The sequence below is a fragment of the Mesorhizobium sp. USDA 4775 genome (assembly GCF_054062655.1).
Genome location: NZ_JBSSFM010000001.1, coordinates 243,196 through 258,922 on the forward strand (window position 1 = coordinate 243,196; position 15,727 = coordinate 258,922).

Genomic DNA, 15,727 nt, shown 5'->3' on the forward strand with positions numbered 1-15,727 from the left:
TGGCATATCACGTGAGCGGCAACCGGCCATGCCGATCAGCGCATTTCGGGCGGTCGGCAGGCCTCAGGCGGCGATCTTCAGCGCGCCCGGCCCCGGGATGGCGCCCGGAGGACATTTGCCCAGGATGATCATGCCGAGCACTTCGTCCTGGGTTACATCGGTGGTGCGCGCGGTGCCGACGACCTGGCCGTTCTTCATCACGCAGACCCGGTCGGCCAGCTCGAAGACGTCGTGGATGTCATGGCTGATCAGGAAGATGCCGATACCATCGGATTTTAGCTGTTTGACCAGTTCGCCGACCTGCGCCGTCTCCTGCGGACCAAGGGCTGCCGTCGGCTCGTCCATGATCAGGATGCGGGCGTTGAACAGGATCGCGCGCGCGATCGCCACCGACTGGCGCTGGCCGCCCGACAGCTTGATCACCGGCTCCTTGAAGCGCTGGAAGCGCGGATTGAGCCGGCCCATCACCTTGCGGGCCTCGGCCTCCATGGCAACGTCGTCGAGCGTGCCCCAGCCGGTCATCAGCTCGCGGCCGAGGAACAGATTGGCGGCGGCGTCGACGTTGTCGGCCAAGGCGAGCGTCTGGTAGATGGTCTCGATGCCGTATTTCTTGGCGTCGCGCGGGTTGGAGATCGAAGCCTCCTCGCCATTGACGAAGATCTGGCCGGCATCGCGCTTGTAGGCGCCTGACAGGATCTTGATCAGCGTCGATTTGCCGGCGCCGTTATGGCCGAGCAGCGCCACGACCTCGCCGGGGAAAAGATCGATCGAGGCATCGTCGACGGCGCGGATGCCGCCAAAGGCGATCGAGATGTTGCGCATGTCGATCAGCGGCGTGCCAGGGGCCGCAGTTGTGGGGGCAGTTGCGGGAGCGATTTTGTCGGCCATGATCGTTTCTCCCCTAAACCCGCTTGCGATAGACGGTGTCGAGCCACACCGCGATGACCAGCACGGCGCCGACGACGATGCTCTGCAGCGGCGAGTCGATGCCGAGCAGCACCATGCCCGACTGCAATGACTGCATCAGAAGCGCGCCCAGCATGGCGCCCATCACGGTGCCGGAACCGCCGGCGAGCGACGTGCCGCCGATTACGGCGGCGGCGATGACCAGAAGCTCGTCCAGCGTGCCCAGCGCATTGGTCGACGCGTTGAGCCGGGCCGACGAGATCGCCGCGCTGACCGCCGCCAGCACGCCCATGATCATGAACACCTTCATGGTCACCCAGCGGGTGTTGATGCCGGCAAGTTCGGCCGCCTCCGGATTGCCGCCAATAGCGAAGACGTAGCGGCCGAAACGCGTGCGCTTGGTGATGAAGGTCATGATGATGCCCACGGCCACCGCCATCAGCACCGGTATGGCAATGCCATGCGCGATGTACAGCCCGCCTTCGGGAACGGTAATGCCGTTCTGCTGGGCATACTGGCGCACGATGCCGATCGGCCATGGATAGGAATTGGCGATCCAGACGGCGCCAAGGATAGCGGCGCAGGCAACCACGCCAAGCAAGGTCTCGGCCCAGACAGGGCGCAGCGGAAAGTGGAACCGCTTGCGCTGCGACCTGCCGTTGAGCAGCATGAAGGCGACCGCCACGCAGGCGACGACACCAACGATCCAGCTGGCGGTGGCGCCGATCGAGCCGCGTGGTCCGCCGCCCATCAGCTGGAAAGTCGTGTCGAGCGGCGCGACCGTGCGCCCGCTGGTGATCAGCCATGCCATGCCGCGCCAGACCAGCAGGCCGCCCAGCGTCACGATGAAGGCCGGAACCTCCATATAGGCGATGATGAAGCCCTGGAACGCGCCGATCAGGAGACCAAGCGCCACGCCAGCCGCCAGCGCGATGATCCAGAGCCAGGGGTTTCCAAGCTGGAAACCGACGACGCGGATGAGGAATTCAGCCTGCGCCACGCCCATGATCATGCCGATCACGCCTTCGACGGATCCAACCGAGAGGTCGATGTTGCGCATGACGATGACCAGCACCATGCCGGTCGCCATGATCGCGACCGACGAGGTCTGCACCGACAGGTTCCACAGATTGCGCGGTGTCAGGAAAAGCCCGCCCGACAGGATATGGATGCCGACCCAGATGACCAGCAGTGCACCGACCATGCCGAGCATGCGCGTATCGAGCTCGGTAGCCTTGAGGAACCGTCCGACGGCGCTGAGTTCGGATGCACGCGCCTTGTCCGCTGTAGTGCTGCCGACCGGTTGATTAGAGGTCGTGTCGGTCATGCTATCCTCCCACCGGTTTACCGTCTGGCGCGGGTACCGAACATGGATGCTATTTGCTTTCCGCGGTCATTTGAAGCGGGAAGCCCCTTGAGAAACGCCGCGGCTTTTGGGCCGCGGCGTCGATATCGAACGGTATTGCGCCGTTTTAGTTGCAGGCGGCGACGCTGCCGGCGGCGACACCCGCGCAGACTTCGTCCTTCTTGATCCAGCCGGCGTCGATGACGACGTTGAGATTGTCCTTGGTGATGGCCACCGGGGTCAGGAACAGCGACTTGACGGTGTTGCCGCCGGGCGTCGTGAAGTCCTTCACACCGGCGATGTCGGTCATCTTCTTGCCGTCGGCCAGCTGCGAGGCGATCTCGGCGGCGTTCTTGCCGAGTTCGCGCGCGTCCTTCCACACCGACACGGTCTGGGTGCCAAGCGCGATGCGGTTCAGCGCGGCATGGTCGCCGTCCTGACCCGAAACCGGCACGGTGCCGGCAAGACCCTGCGCCGTCAGCGCCGCGACGACGCCGCCGGCGGTGCCGTCATTGGCCGCGACGACCGCGTCGACCTTGTTGTCGTTGGCGGTCAGGAACTGCTCCATGTTCTTCTGGGCGTTGGCGGGGAGCCAGCCGTCTGTATAGGCCTCGCCGACATTCTTGATCTTGCCGCTGTCGATGGCAGCCTTGAGCACTTCCATCGAGCCCGCGAACAGGAAGTCGGCGTTCGGATCGGCGCCCGAGCCCTTGATGAAGACATAGTTGCCTTCCGGCTTGGCCTTGAACACCGCGCTGGCCTGCAAGCGGCCGACTTCCTTGTTGTCGAAGGTCAGGTAGAAGACGTCCTTGTTCTCGATCAGGCGGTCATAGCCGACGACCGGAATGCCTTCGTCCAGCGCCTTCTGCACGGCTGGGCCGATGGCCGAGGCATCCTGGGCCAGGATGATCAGCGAATTGGCGCCCTGCGAGATCAGGCTCTCGACATCGGTAAGCTGCTTGCCGGGATTGGATTGCGCATCGGCGGAAATATATTTGTCGCCGGCGGCCTCGATCGCCTTCTTCATGGCGGCCTCGTCGGTCTTCCAGCGCTCTTCCTGGAAGTTGGACCACGAAACGCCGATGACCTTGTCCTTCGCCTGCGCGACCGACGCAAGCGTCAGCGACATGGCGACACCCGCCAGGATGGCGGCTGTGAATCTCTTCATGATATTCCTCCCTGCGCCGCGTATGGCGCGACCAAACTGGCCCTAAGGCCGGCACAGAGGCCCTATTTTTTCGAGCCTCGAAAAAACACTGATCCAACACCGGAACGCTGTCAACAACGATTCTGATGGATTTAGATGTCCCTCTGAATTTTTTTCGAGCTTCGCAATAAATAAATGACAGCACAGGCCGCTTCTGCCAGTATTTGACCGTGTCGCCGGCAGCGTTCGAGGGAGGACCGGAAGAACCGCGGCGACCGGGAGGATGTGAAAAACATGTCGGTCGGAATCCGCCACGACGATCTGCGCCGGCGCAACCGCGCCATGGTGATCGCGGCCGTGCGCCGGGCCGGCCGGCCCTCGCGCACCGAGATCGCAGCGACCACCGGCCTCAGCCATTCGACCATATCGGCGATTTCCTCCGACCTGATCGGTGAAGGCATCCTGGCCGAGGGCAAGCCGAGCGAGGCCGGCGCGCTGAAACGCGGCAGGCCGCAGGTCGGCCTCGGCCTCAATCCGGAGGCCACGGCTGTAATGACCGTGGTGCTGTCGCTGAATTTCCTATCGGTTGCAGTCATCGACTATGCCGGCCAGGTGATATCGGAGGAACAGCGCCGGCTGGACACGCTGACCATGTCGCGCGAGGCGCTGATCGGCGAGTGCGTGGCCATAGTGCGGCGGCGCCTCGAGGATCCCGACATCGACGTACGCAGCGTCGCCCGCATCGCGCTGGCGATCCAGGGCATCACCGACACCGAGGCCCGGGCGATGCTGTGGTCGCCGATCACACCGCAGACCGACATCGCCTTCGCCGACATACTCGAAGCCGAGTTCGGTATCCCCGCCACCATGGAAAACGACTGCAACATGATGGCGGTGGCGCTGCGCTGGCGCGATCCCGAGCGCTACCGTGACGACTTCATCGCCATCCTGCTTTCGCACGGCATCGGCATGGGGCTGGTGCTGAAGGGCGAGCTGTTCACTGGCACCCATTCCTCAGGCGGCGAATTCGGCCACATGATCCACCGGCCGGGCGGCGCGCTCTGCCGCTGCGGGCGGCGCGGCTGTGTCGAGGCCTATGCCGGCAATTACGCCATCTGGCGCAACGCCAGGCAGCTCAGCGAGGACACCGAGCCGGTGGCCGATGTCAGCGACGCGCAGATGCGGGCGCTGGCCGCGACGGCACGGGAACGGGACGGGCCCGAGCGCGAAGCCTACCGCAAGGCCGGGGAGGCACTCGGCTACGGCCTCGGCAGCCTGTTTGCGCTGATCGATCCCGCGCCCGTCGCCATGGTCGGCGTCAGCGCCGCTGCCTTCGACCTGATCGAGCCGGCATTGCGCGAGGCCATCGCCCAGACCGCCGGCGGCCAGCACTCGAAATCGATCTCCTTCGACACCGAGCCGAACGAACTGCCGCTGATCCGCGAAGGCTGTGCCATGCGCGCGCTGACCTTCGTCGACCAGGAGATTTTCGCGCCCGGCGTGCAAACGAAAGCAGGCCCTGCCGCGAAGAAAAACGTCGCCTGAGTCAGGTCGTGCTCAATCCTCGCGGATCGCGTAGCCCGCCCCACGGATGGTGCGGATGACATCCGGCATGCGGCCATTGTTGACCGCCTTGCGCAACCGGCCGACATGCACGTCCACGGTGCGCTCGTCGATGTAGATCGTCTCGCCCCAGACATTGTCGAGCAGTTGGCTGCGCGAGAACACGCGCCCGGGGTGCCGCATCATGAATTCGAGCAGGCGGAATTCGGTCGGCCCGAGCCGGATCTCGCTCTTCTTGCGGTAGACCCGGTGCGATTCACGGTCGAGCACGATATCGCCGACCTTGAGCACGCTGGACAGCACTTCCGGCTTGGCGCGGCGCAGCAGCGCCTTGACGCGGGCCATGAATTCCGGCGTCGAGAACGGCTTGACCAGATAGTCGTCGGCGCCGGTGGAGAGCCCACGTACACGGTCGCTTTCCTCGCCCCGGGCGGTCAGCATGATGATCGGCAGCCGCTCGGTCTCGGGCCGCATTCGCAGGCGCCGGCAGAGTTCGATGCCGGACACCGCCGGCACCATCCAGTCGAGCACAAGGAGGTCGGGCACGTTCTCCTGCAGGCGGATTTCGGCTTCGTCGCCGCGGGTCACCACCTCGACCTGGTAACCCTCCGATTCCAGATTGTAGCGGAGGAGCACGCCGAGCGGCTCCTCGTCCTCCACCACCATGATGCGTGGTGCGATCATCGATTGATTACCCCTGCGCTCAGGCCGCCGGCGCCGACATCGCCGTCTCGTCCTGTTTTGGACGGTTGGCGGGCAGTTGCGTGCCGGTCAGGACATAGTACGCATTCTCGGCGATGTTGGTCACATGGTCGCCGATGCGTTCGAGATTCTTGGCGCAAAACAACAGATGCGTGCAAGCCGTGATGTTGCGCGGGTCTTCCATCATATAGGTCAGCAATTCGCGGAAGACGGAGGTGTATTTGACGTCGATGCGCTCGTCGTCGGCGCGCAGCTTCGCCAGTGCCGCGGCATCGCGCGCCGCATACTCCTCGATCACACCCTGCACCTGGATCAACACCAGCTGCGCCATGGCGTCGATGGAATGCGACAGGTCGCGCGGCGTGGCGCTGAGGCCGACAGTGCCGACGCGCTTGGCGATGTTCTTGGCAAGGTCGCCAATGCGTTCGAGGTCGCCGGCCATGCGGATCGAGCCGACGACATGGCGCAGGTCGTCGGCCATCGGCTGGCGCTTGGCGATCAGCGTGATGGCGCGGTCGTCGAGTTCGCGCTGGCGCGCATCCATGATGGCGTCGTCGGAGACGACGCGCTGAGCGAGAGCATTGTCGGAGTTCAGCAGTGCCTTGGTGGCGCCGCCGACCATCGAGCCGGCGAGGTCGCCCATGTCGCTGATCAGCCTGCTGATCTGTCCGAGATCCTCGTCGAAGGCTGCGACTGTGTGTTCGGCCATGATCCTGGTCCTCGTATGCGTGCGATCAGCCGAAGCGGCCGGTGATGTAGTCTTGCGTGCGCTTCTCGCGAGGCGACGTGAAGATCTTCTCGGTGCGGTCGAACTCGACCAGTTCGCCCAGATACATGAAGGCGGTCTGCTTCGAGACGCGCGCCGCCTGCTGCATGTTGTGGGTGACGATGACGATCGTGTAGTCGGCCTGCAGCTCGTCGATCAGCTCCTCGATCTTGGCGGTCGACAGCGGGTCAAGCGCCGAGGCCGGCTCGTCGAGCAGGATCACCTCCGGCTTCACCGCCACGGTGCGGGCGATGCACAGCCGCTGCTGCTGGCCGCCCGACAGGCTGAGGCCGCTGGCATTGAGCTTGTCCTTGACCTCGGTCCACAGCGCCGCGCGCTTGAGCGCCTGCTCGACACGGCCGTCCATCTCGGCCTTGCTGATCTTCTCGTAGAGCCTGACGCCGAAAGCGATGTTCTCGTAGATCGACATCGGGAACGGCGTCGGCTTCTGGAACACCATGCCGATCTTGGTGCGCAGCAGGTTGAGATCCTGCGAACGGTCGAGGATGTTCTGGCCGTCGAGCAGCACCTGGCCCTCGGCGGTCTGCTTGGGATAAAGCTCGTAGATGCGGTTGAAGACGCGCAGCAGCGTCGACTTTCCGCAACCCGACGGGCCGATGAAGGCGGTGACGCTGCGCTCGGGCAGCGACAGCGTGATATCCTTCAGCGCCTTCGACTGGCCGTAGTAGAAGTTGAGGTTCTTGACCTCGATCTTGGCCTTGGTCACCGCCTCGGCGGCGATCGTCATGTCTGGAGACAACATCTGGCTCATTTGTCCTCTCTGCGTCCGGTCAGGCTGCGCGCGAAGATGCTGAGCGCGAGAACCGTCAATGTGATTATGAGTGCACCGGTCCAGGCCAGCTGCTGCCATTCCTCATAGGGGCTGAGAGCGAACTGGAAGATGGTGACAGGCAGGCTGGCCATCGGCGCGTTGAGATTGCTCGACCAGAACTGGTTGTTCAGCGCCGTGAAAAGAAGCGGTGCGGTCTCGCCGGAGATGCGGGCGATGGCCAGCAATATGCCGGTGACGATGCCCGAAAGCGCGGCGCGATAGGCAACCGAGCGGATGACCACCCAGCGCGGCGCGCCGATCGCGGTGCCGGCTTCGCGCAAGGCGTTGGGCACCAGGTTGAGCATGTCCTCGGTGGTGCGCACGACGACGGGGATGACCAGGATGGCGAGTGCTACGGCACCGGCGATCGCCGAGAAATGGCCCATCGGCCGCACCATAAGCTCATAGACGAACAGGCCGATGATGATCGACGGCGCCGACAGCAGGATGTCGTTGATGAAGCGCACCACCGTGGTGAGCTTCGAGAAGCGGCCATATTCGGCCATATAGGTACCGGCCAGCACGCCGATCGGCGTGCCGACGATGATGCCGATGATGGTCATCACGATGCTGCCGTAGATGGCGTTGAGCAGGCCGCCGGCGTCGCCGGGCGGTGGCGTCATCTCCGTGAAGACCGAGAGGGAGACGCCGGCCAGGCCCTTGTAGAGCAAGGCGCCAAGGATCAGCGCCAGCCAGGCAAGGCCTATGCCGGCAGAGATGACGCACAGCGTCATCATCACGCCATTCTTGCGCTTGCGGCTTTGGTGAAGCGATGCGGCTGTCGACATCGGTCAGGCTCCCGTGCGGGCGTCGATGCGCATCAGCATGTAGCGGGCGATGGCAAGGATCAGGAAGGTGATAACGAACAGGATAAGGCCGAGCGCGACCAGCGAGGAGGTGTAGAGATCGCCGACCGCTTCGGTGAATTCGTTGGCGATGGTCGCCGAGATGGTCGTTGCCGGCGCAAACAGCGACGTCGAGATGCGGTGCGCGTTGCCGATGACGAAGGTCACCGCCATCGTTTCACCGAGCGCGCGGCCGAGAGCGAGCATGATGCCGCCCATGATGCCGATGCGAGTGTAGGGAATGACGACCCGGCGCGTGACCTCCCAGGTCGTGCAGCCGATGCCATAGGCCGATTCCTTGAGCACCGACGGCACCGTATCGAAGACGTCCTTGGTGATCGAGGTGATGAACGGCAGGATCATGATGGCCAGGATCATCGCCGAGGTCAGCAGGCCGATGCCATAAGGAGGGCCCGCGAACAGGCCGTTGAGGCCGGGAATGCCGTGGAACACGCTGATGATGAAGGGCTGCACCGTCGTCTGCAGGAACGGCGCCAGCACGAACAGGCCCCAGATGCCGTAGATGATCGAAGGGATGCCGGCCAGCAGTTCAACCGCCATGCCGATCGGACGCCGCAGCGGGCGTGGGCAAAGCTCGGTGAGGAAGATGGCAATGCCGATACCGAGCGGCACGGCGATCAGGATGGCGATGGCCGAGGTAATGATGGTGCCGTAGATCGGTGCCAGGGCGCCGAACTTCTCCGTCACCGGATTCCAGCTTTCGCTGGTCAGAAAGGAAAAGCCGAAGGTCGACAGGGCTTGCCAGGAACCGGCAAACAGCGAGATCGCAACGCCGCCGAGCAGAACCAGCACCAATATCGCGGCGGCGCGGGTTGTCGCATGGAAGATTGCGTCGGTCAGCGCGAACCGTCGAACGGTGGCATCGCGCGAACTTCTAACGGCTGGCAAGGCTTCCTGGACAGCGCTCATGTCAAGCTCGGCTCTTTCAGTTGAAGGAAAAGGAGCGCCGCGGGCGCGGCGCTCCTTTGGAGGATGTTACTCGCCAACGTAGACGGGCTTGCCGCCGGCCTGGATGTCGGCCTTCCACGAAGCCTTGATCAGGTCGACGACGCTGTCGGGGATCGAGACATAGTCGAGCGCCTTGGCGGTTTCCTTGCCGTCCTTGTAGGCCCAGGCAAAGAACTTCAGGGCTTCGCCAGTGGCAGCGGCATCATCCGGAGCCTTGTGGATCAGGACCCAGGTCGAGGCCGCGATCGGCCAGGTGGTGTCGCCGGGCTCGTTGGTGATGATGACGTTGAAGTTCTTGGCGCCCTTGAAGTCCGCATTCGAAGCGGCCGCGCCGAAGGATTCGAGCGACGGCTCGACGACCTTGCCGGCTGCATTCAGCATCTTGGAATAGGACAGGTTGTTCTGCTTGGCATAGGCATATTCGACGTAGCCGATGCCGCCGTCCGTCTGCTTGACGGTGTTGGCAACGCCTTCGCTGCCCTTGGCGCCGACGCCCGTCGGCCATTCGACGGCGGTGTCCGAACCGACCTTGTCCTTCCAGTCGGGCGAGAGCTTCACCAGATAGTTGGTGAAGTTGAAGGTGGTGCCCGAGCCGTCCGAACGATGCACGACGGCGATCGCGGTCGACGGCAGGGTGAGGCCGGGGTTCAGCGCCTTGATCGCGGCATCGTCCCAGGTGGTGATGGCGCCGAGATAGATCTGGGCGAGCGTCTTGCCGTCGAGGACGAGTTCGCCCGGCTTGACGCCGGTCAGGTTGACGATCGGCACGATGCCGCCCATCACCATCGGGAACTGCACGAGGCCGTTCTTTTCCAGATCGGCGTCGGACATCGGCTTGTCGGTGGCGCCGAAGGTCACGGTCTTGGCGATGACCTGCTTGATGCCGCCGCCCGAACCGATCGACTGATAGTTGAGGCCGATGCCGGTGTCCTTCTTGTAGGTGTCGGCCCACTTGGCGAACACCGGATAGATGAAGGTCGAACCAGCGCCGGAAAGGTCAGCTGCGACGGCTGCGGAAAGGGTGAAGGTAGACGCTGTAGCCATTGCGATCGCAACGGCCGCCGAGCGGATGAAATGTCTCATGTGGCCTGCTCCTGTTCGGAAGATGGTCTCTCGGCGCCACTGCTAACCAGCGCCCGCTGAGGCCAATAGCCTTGGATTATTACAGTCGCATGACAGTTTCGTGTCAGCCCGGTAACGCGTCGCCGGCACTGCAAAAAGCAGTCGCGTCGGATGGCCGTGGCCTGATCCGAGTTTGCGCCCGGAATCAGGGACTTGAGCCATCCACCGGCCGGAGCCGCCGCCGGATTCGACGGGGCTTTGTCGGATGAAGAAAATCCGGACGGGAGCGCGTTGCTCAAGGCCAGAGCGTGTCATGGCCGGGCCATCGCCAAAAACAGGTCCGTTGGGGTAGGTTGACGCTGTTTGTTGCCGGCGGTCGCTGCTCCCGCCCGTAACTGCAAGGGCGGAATTCGATTTTGCCATTGTCCCGGGTCGGCACTGCCTTTGGTATGGTGCGATCGCACCATAGGCATTGCACGCAGGGGTAGCAGCAGAATCCGCGATTGATTCCCTCGGCTTGGCTCTTGGAACCGGGCGACGCCCTGCTATCCCGCGTTGCGCTGGACCTGGCGCCCGGCGCCGAGCCAGCGCTCGACTTTCTCCAGCAGGGCCCTGGGGCTGATCGGCTTGGGCAGATAGTCGTCCATGCCCGCCTCCAGGCAGCGTTCGCGATCGCCCTTGAGCGCATGCGCGGTCACGCCAACGATCGGCACATGCATGCCTGTTTCCTGCTCCAGCTGGCGGATGGCGGCGGTCGCCTCGAGCCCGCTCATCTCCGGCATCGAGACATCCATCAGGATCATGCACGGATTGAGCTTGCCGAATGCGTCGAGCGCCTTACGGCCATTGCCGACGATCTCGAAACTATGGCCGGTCTCGCCAAGGATCTGGGTGAAGACCATCTGGTTCACCTCATTGTCCTCGGCCACCAGTATGTCCAGCCTGTGTCCATCACCGCCAGTGGCGGGCAGCCGGGGCCGAACCGGCGGCGGCTGCAATTGCGCGCGTTGTTCGGACAGCGCCAGCGGCTGCGGCTGGGGAGCATCAGGCCTTTCGGCTGCAAGCGGCTGGATGGCCTGGCTGTCCGTGGCGTGGCGATGGCGCTGGATGGTCGCCACCAGCGTCTCCAGGAGCACCGAGGAGCGTGCCGGCTTGATCAGCTGGGCATCGATGCCGAGATCGCGGTAGCTTGTGTTGGCGAGCGACTGGTCGACCGAGGTCAGCATGATGATGGGCGTGTCCGCGAGGCCTTCGGTGCTGCGCACGATGCGCGCCATTTCGGCGCCGCTCATCTCGGGCATCTGGTAGTCGAGCACGACGCAATCCACACGCACGCCATAGGCGGCGGCCGCGATCAGCACCTTGAGGCCCTCCGCGCCGCTTTCGGCCGCGCAGGAATCGAACGTCCAGGAAGTCATCTGCTCGGTCAGGATGGCCCGGTTGACGGCATTGTCGTCGACGATCAGCACGCGTGCGCCCGTCACGTCCACCGGCATGATGCGCTGCCCGCTCTGTCCGGCCCTGGGCAGCGTCACGGTGAACCAGAAGGTCGAGCCCTTGCCCTCGGCGCTCTCGACGCCGATGGTGCCGCCCATCAGTTCGACCAGCCGTGAGGTGATGGCAAGGCCAAGCCCGGTGCCCTCATGCCGCCGTGTCGAGGAGGTGTCGACCTGGCTGAATTTTTCGAACACCAGCTTCAGTTTTTCCTCGGGGATGCCGATCCCGGTGTCGGTGACCGAGATCGTCAGCCTGGTTCCGGTCGGAACCCTCTCACCGGTCACGTCGACCAGCACATGGCCTTCGTCGGTGAATTTCACCGCATTGCCGACCAGGTTGGTGACGATCTGCCGGATGCGGCCGACATCGCCGACGAACAGGTTTTCGAGCCTCGGCTCGACACGCACGATGAGTTCGAGATCCTTTTCCTTGGCGCGTGTCGACACCAGCGTCGCCACGTCCTCGATCGCCTCGGCAAGGTTGAAGGGCGCCGGATCGAGCACCATCTGGCCGGCATCGATCTTGGAAAAATCCAGGATGTCGTTGATGATGGTCAACAGCGCGTTGCCCGACTTGACGATGATGTCGGTGAACGTCTTCTGCTTGGGATCGAGATTGGATTTGGCCAGAAGTTCCGCCATGCCCAGCACACCGTTCATCGGCGTGCGGATCTCATGGCTCATATTGGCGAGGAATTCCGACTTGGCGCGGTCGGCGAGCACGGCACGCTGGCGCGCCTCGCTGAGCTCCGCCTCGCGCATCTTCAGTTCCGTGATGTCGGTGGTCGATCCGATCAGGTAGAGCGAACCGTCCGACGCGATCATTGCACCCTTGCGCGCGAACTGATGCCTGACGGTGCCGTCGGCAAGCCGCACCGTCTCCTCGACCTCCTGGGTGTCGCCGGTGCGCAGCACGGCCAGATCGCCGGCCACGAAAGCCTCGCCGTCCTCCCCGAAAATCTCGATGTCGGTCTTGCCGATCGCGTCTTCCCTGCTGAGGCCGGTCAGATCGCACCAGCCCTTGTTGACATAGAACTGCCTGAGATCGGAACGCTTGGCGTAGATCGACACCGGTACATTGTCGATCAGGCTGCGGAACACCTCGTTCTCGCGCATGCTCTCTTCCAGAGCCTTCTCGCGCGCCTTGACGTCGGTGATGTCGGTGCTGGAGCCGACCAGATGCACCGATCCGTCGGTCGCCACCAGGCGGCTCTTGCGCGTCATCAACTGTCGCACGGTGCCGTCACGATGGGTGACGGGCTCTTCGACCTCGAGGCCCTTGCCGGTTACGACGACCTCGGTGTCGTCATTGCTGTAGCTTTCCGCGTCTTGTGTGCCGAACAGCTCACGGTCGGTCCGGCCGATGACGTCTTCCTTGGCGATGCCTGTCAGCGCGCACCAGGCCTTGTTGACGAATTCGATGCTCAGGTCCTGCGCCTTGATGAAGGCGGCCACCGGCAACTCGTCCATGACGTGGCGGAAGAGATCGATCTGGCGCATCGAGTCGCGCAGCGCCGCCTCGCGGCTCTTGATGTCGGTGATGTCGACGCGCACGCCGATGAACGTCCCGTCATCGGTGCGCATGTCATAGACTTGGTACCAGCGCCCATCGGCATTGAGGCGCTCGTAGGAAGAATTCGGCAGGTGGTAGCGGGCCAGTATGCCGTCGAGCCAGCGTTCGGGTTCGACCCCGTACAGCTTGTCGATCTCGGCATCGCCGCTCGAGCGGAAATAGCCGATCGACTGGCCGAATTCCAACGCCTCGCGGAAGCTGCAGCCAGGCTGCCAGAAGGGCTTCAGCGCCGGCAGCGTGTCCTGCAGCTTGCGGTTGGCGAAGACGAACTTGTCGTCGCGGTCGTAGATGATGACGCCGGCCGGCAGCGATTCCAGCACGCTGGCGAGGTGCTTGCGCGCATCTTGTGCCTCGGTCTCGCGCCCCTTCATGTCGGTGACGTCGACATAGGAGATGAGCCGCTTGCCGCCGTGCAGCGGCGCCAGCGATGCGACAAGTGTGCGCCCGTCATTGTGCGGCAATTGTCTTGAGCCGGCGACACCGGCCCTGATTTCGGCTTCGCGCTCGGCGGTATGGCGTTGCCAGGCGACGTCATCGGCGCCGTAAGGATCAATGGCGCGGCTGGCTTCCATGAGTTCGCGAAAGGCCGAGCCGATCCCGGCGCGGCCTGGATCGATCCTCCAGAAGTCATAGAAGGCGCGATTGATGACTTCGGCGCGCATATCGGCATCCAGCACGAGAACACCGATCGGCATCTCATCGACCATGGTGCGGAGATTGACGAAGGTCTCGGCGATTTTGGCGTTGGCGCCTTCGATCTCGGCATCGCGACGCTTTAGTTCGGTGACCTCATAGTAGGTCAAGAGCCGCTTGCCGCCGGACAGCGCCGTCACCGAGAACATCATCGTCCTGCCGCTGGCATGGACAAATTCGCGAGGCGCGACGGAGCCGGCGCGAATCTCCTCGATACGGCTGGCGAGGTAGCGCTGCCACTGCTGTTCGTCGATATCGCCATAGATGCCGTTGCGGCGGTTCAGTTCCATCAACTGGCTGAACGGAGCGCCAACGGTCACAGCGCCGTCCGGAATGCTAGACAGGTCGCGATAGGCCTTGTTGACGATCAGCGTGTCGAGCTTGCCATCGAGCAGCACGACGCCCATGTGCATGGCGTCCATCGTCCGTTCGAGATCGGCAAGATGCCGGTCGGGATCGCTGCCCGACAACGGGTTTTGCTCCATGGTTTCGAAGGCGCCGGCCAGTGCGGTGACGTTGCGGCCTATGCCGCGGTAGCCGGCGAATTTTCCTTCGTTGTCGAACCGTGGGAAGCCTGACGTCAGCACCCAGCGGCAGTCGGCGCCGCCACCCTTCAGTTCATAGACGAAGTCGCGGAACGGCCGGCGCGCCTGCAGATCCTCCAGATGCGCCGCCGCGCTGTGATTACCCTTCAGGACCTGGTTGAGGAAATCGAAGCGGAACCGGCCCAGCACATCGGCCGGATCGATGCCTGTGGCCGCCTGGTAGCTGGGTGAGAGCCAGGAGAAGCGCAGTTCGGCGTCGGTCTCCCAGACCCAGTCCGAGCCTGCCTCGAGCAGTTGGCGAAGCGCGTCGCGCGAATCCATGTCCGCGCATGGCGGCGCGTCGCCGCGATGCACCGGCTTTTCAGGCCTACGCTTGCCGCGCGCGCCGGTTGCTTCGTCCGCTTCCGCCATCCTGTCCCCACCCGAAAATCAAGGCCGAACCCTCCCTCCGCGGTTCGTCGGCGGAATGTGCCCGAGAAGCATTAACGATCCGCTAACCTTAACGGCGCAACCGGCATGCTCTTTCTGCGTTAGTCCGTCGGGTTGTCGGGCGGGCCAAGCCCGCGTTATAAGCCGCGCAGGGGTGTTGCTAATGTATCGACGGATAGGGCCTTTCTTGCTGGTCGCAGCGCTGCTTTTCGGCAGCGGCTGTGCGCGCAGCTATGACGGCACGGTCATCATCCCGCGGCCGCTCGACGCCAGGCGCTTCTGGGACCGGCCGCCACCCAATGTCGACTACGTGCCGCCGGCCGACAACGGCGCCTTTCCGGCGTCGCCGCAGCCGCCCGGACAGTTTGCCGAACGCAGGGTTTCGAAACCTGCCGGGCACAGACGGCATCAGACGCGATATTCACCGCCGCCTCCCCCGCCGCCAGGCCCGGAAAAGCAACTGGCATGCAGGAACGTGAGCGCACCAGGCGAGCGCGTTCGCATGGTCTGCGAATAGGCTCAATTCGGGGAGAGCTCCCCGCAGCCTTACAGCGATGCCGCGCCCTTCTTCGGTTCCTTCGCGCCAAGCTTGTCGAGCGCAAGGCGAACCTGGCGCAGATCGTCCTGCCAGCCGTCATCATCACCCATGGAACTCTCCGACGCGGCTCGTTGCAGGCCGCGGGCCTCGGATTCGATCTCGCGCAGTTCCGCGACCTTCTCGTCACGGGTCAGGGAGCCGTTTTCGACGATCTCCAGAACCCGCATTTCCCTGAACGTAGCCATGGCGTTTCTCCCGGCTGTTGTCGATCACAACGCCGTGAGCGCCCCTCCGTTCCAGACGAGTCCCATAGCCG

General features: G+C 63.9%; 13 protein-coding genes. 2 read left to right on the forward strand and 11 right to left on the reverse strand.

Going from position 1 to position 15,727, the window contains the following annotated elements:
• Positions 1 to 63: 63 nt before the first annotated feature.
• From ACVILI_RS01195 to xylF, 3 genes are all read right to left on the reverse strand, one after another.
• Positions 64 to 888, reverse strand: coding sequence for an ATP-binding cassette domain-containing protein (locus ACVILI_RS01195; RefSeq protein ID WP_019861600.1), 825 nt, complete (start codon positions 886 to 888; stop codon positions 64 to 66).
• A gap of 13 nt (positions 889 to 901) precedes the next feature.
• The gene (locus ACVILI_RS01200; RefSeq protein ID WP_069090310.1) at positions 902 to 2,233 is read right to left on the reverse strand and encodes a sugar ABC transporter permease; all 1,332 of its coding nucleotides are present in this window, start codon (positions 2,231 to 2,233) and stop codon (positions 902 to 904) included.
• Between the two features lie 145 nt (positions 2,234 to 2,378).
• Entirely contained in the window at positions 2,379 to 3,419 is a 1,041-nt protein-coding gene (xylF, locus tag ACVILI_RS01205; protein ID WP_019861602.1) for a D-xylose ABC transporter substrate-binding protein, read from the reverse strand.
• A gap of 273 nt (positions 3,420 to 3,692) precedes the next feature.
• Between xylF and ACVILI_RS01210 the strand changes: the two genes are divergently transcribed.
• Entirely contained in the window at positions 3,693 to 4,943 is a 1,251-nt protein-coding gene (locus tag ACVILI_RS01210) for an ROK family protein (protein ID WP_038650105.1), read from the forward strand.
• A 12-nt stretch (positions 4,944 to 4,955) separates the two neighbouring features.
• Here the strand turns inward: ACVILI_RS01210 and phoB are convergent, their stop codons facing one another.
• The 7 genes from phoB to ACVILI_RS01245 form a co-directional block, all read right to left on the reverse strand.
• Entirely contained in the window at positions 4,956 to 5,645 is a 690-nt protein-coding gene (phoB, locus tag ACVILI_RS01215) for a phosphate regulon transcriptional regulator PhoB (RefSeq protein WP_010911896.1), read from the reverse strand.
• 19 nt (positions 5,646 to 5,664) lie between these two features.
• A complete protein-coding gene (phoU, locus tag ACVILI_RS01220) occupies positions 5,665 to 6,372 on the reverse strand; it encodes a phosphate signaling complex protein PhoU (protein WP_010911897.1) in 708 nt (235 codons plus the stop codon).
• A gap of 25 nt (positions 6,373 to 6,397) precedes the next feature.
• Positions 6,398 to 7,201, reverse strand: a complete 804-nt coding sequence (gene pstB / locus ACVILI_RS01225; RefSeq protein ID WP_020629059.1) for a phosphate ABC transporter ATP-binding protein PstB — start codon at positions 7,199 to 7,201, stop codon at positions 6,398 to 6,400.
• Positions 7,198 to 8,049: a phosphate ABC transporter permease PstA gene (pstA, locus tag ACVILI_RS01230; RefSeq protein WP_019861605.1), complete on the reverse strand. Its 852-nt coding sequence runs from the start codon at positions 8,047 to 8,049 to the stop codon at positions 7,198 to 7,200. Before pstA ends, pstB begins: the two co-directional genes overlap by 4 nt.
• A gap of 3 nt (positions 8,050 to 8,052) precedes the next feature.
• A complete protein-coding gene (gene pstC / locus ACVILI_RS01235; protein ID WP_019861606.1) occupies positions 8,053 to 9,036 on the reverse strand; it encodes a phosphate ABC transporter permease subunit PstC in 984 nt (327 codons plus the stop codon).
• Between the two features lie 66 nt (positions 9,037 to 9,102).
• A complete protein-coding gene (gene pstS, locus ACVILI_RS01240; protein ID WP_081295890.1) occupies positions 9,103 to 10,158 on the reverse strand; it encodes a phosphate ABC transporter substrate-binding protein PstS in 1,056 nt (351 codons plus the stop codon).
• A 524-nt stretch (positions 10,159 to 10,682) separates the two neighbouring features.
• A complete protein-coding gene (locus ACVILI_RS01245) occupies positions 10,683 to 14,855 on the reverse strand; it encodes a PAS domain-containing protein (protein WP_457102287.1) in 4,173 nt (1,390 codons plus the stop codon).
• Positions 14,856 to 15,060: 205 nt separating this feature from the next.
• On the opposite strand from ACVILI_RS01245, the gene ACVILI_RS01250 reads away from it, so the two are divergent.
• On the forward strand, positions 15,061 to 15,390 hold the full coding sequence (locus ACVILI_RS01250) for a hypothetical protein (protein WP_240564988.1): 330 nt from the start codon (positions 15,061 to 15,063) through the stop codon (positions 15,388 to 15,390).
• 29 nt (positions 15,391 to 15,419) lie between these two features.
• On the opposite strand, the gene ACVILI_RS01255 is transcribed toward ACVILI_RS01250, so the two are convergent.
• Entirely contained in the window at positions 15,420 to 15,656 is a 237-nt protein-coding gene (locus ACVILI_RS01255) for a hypothetical protein (protein WP_038650115.1), read from the reverse strand.
• Positions 15,657 to 15,727 lie beyond the last annotated feature (71 nt).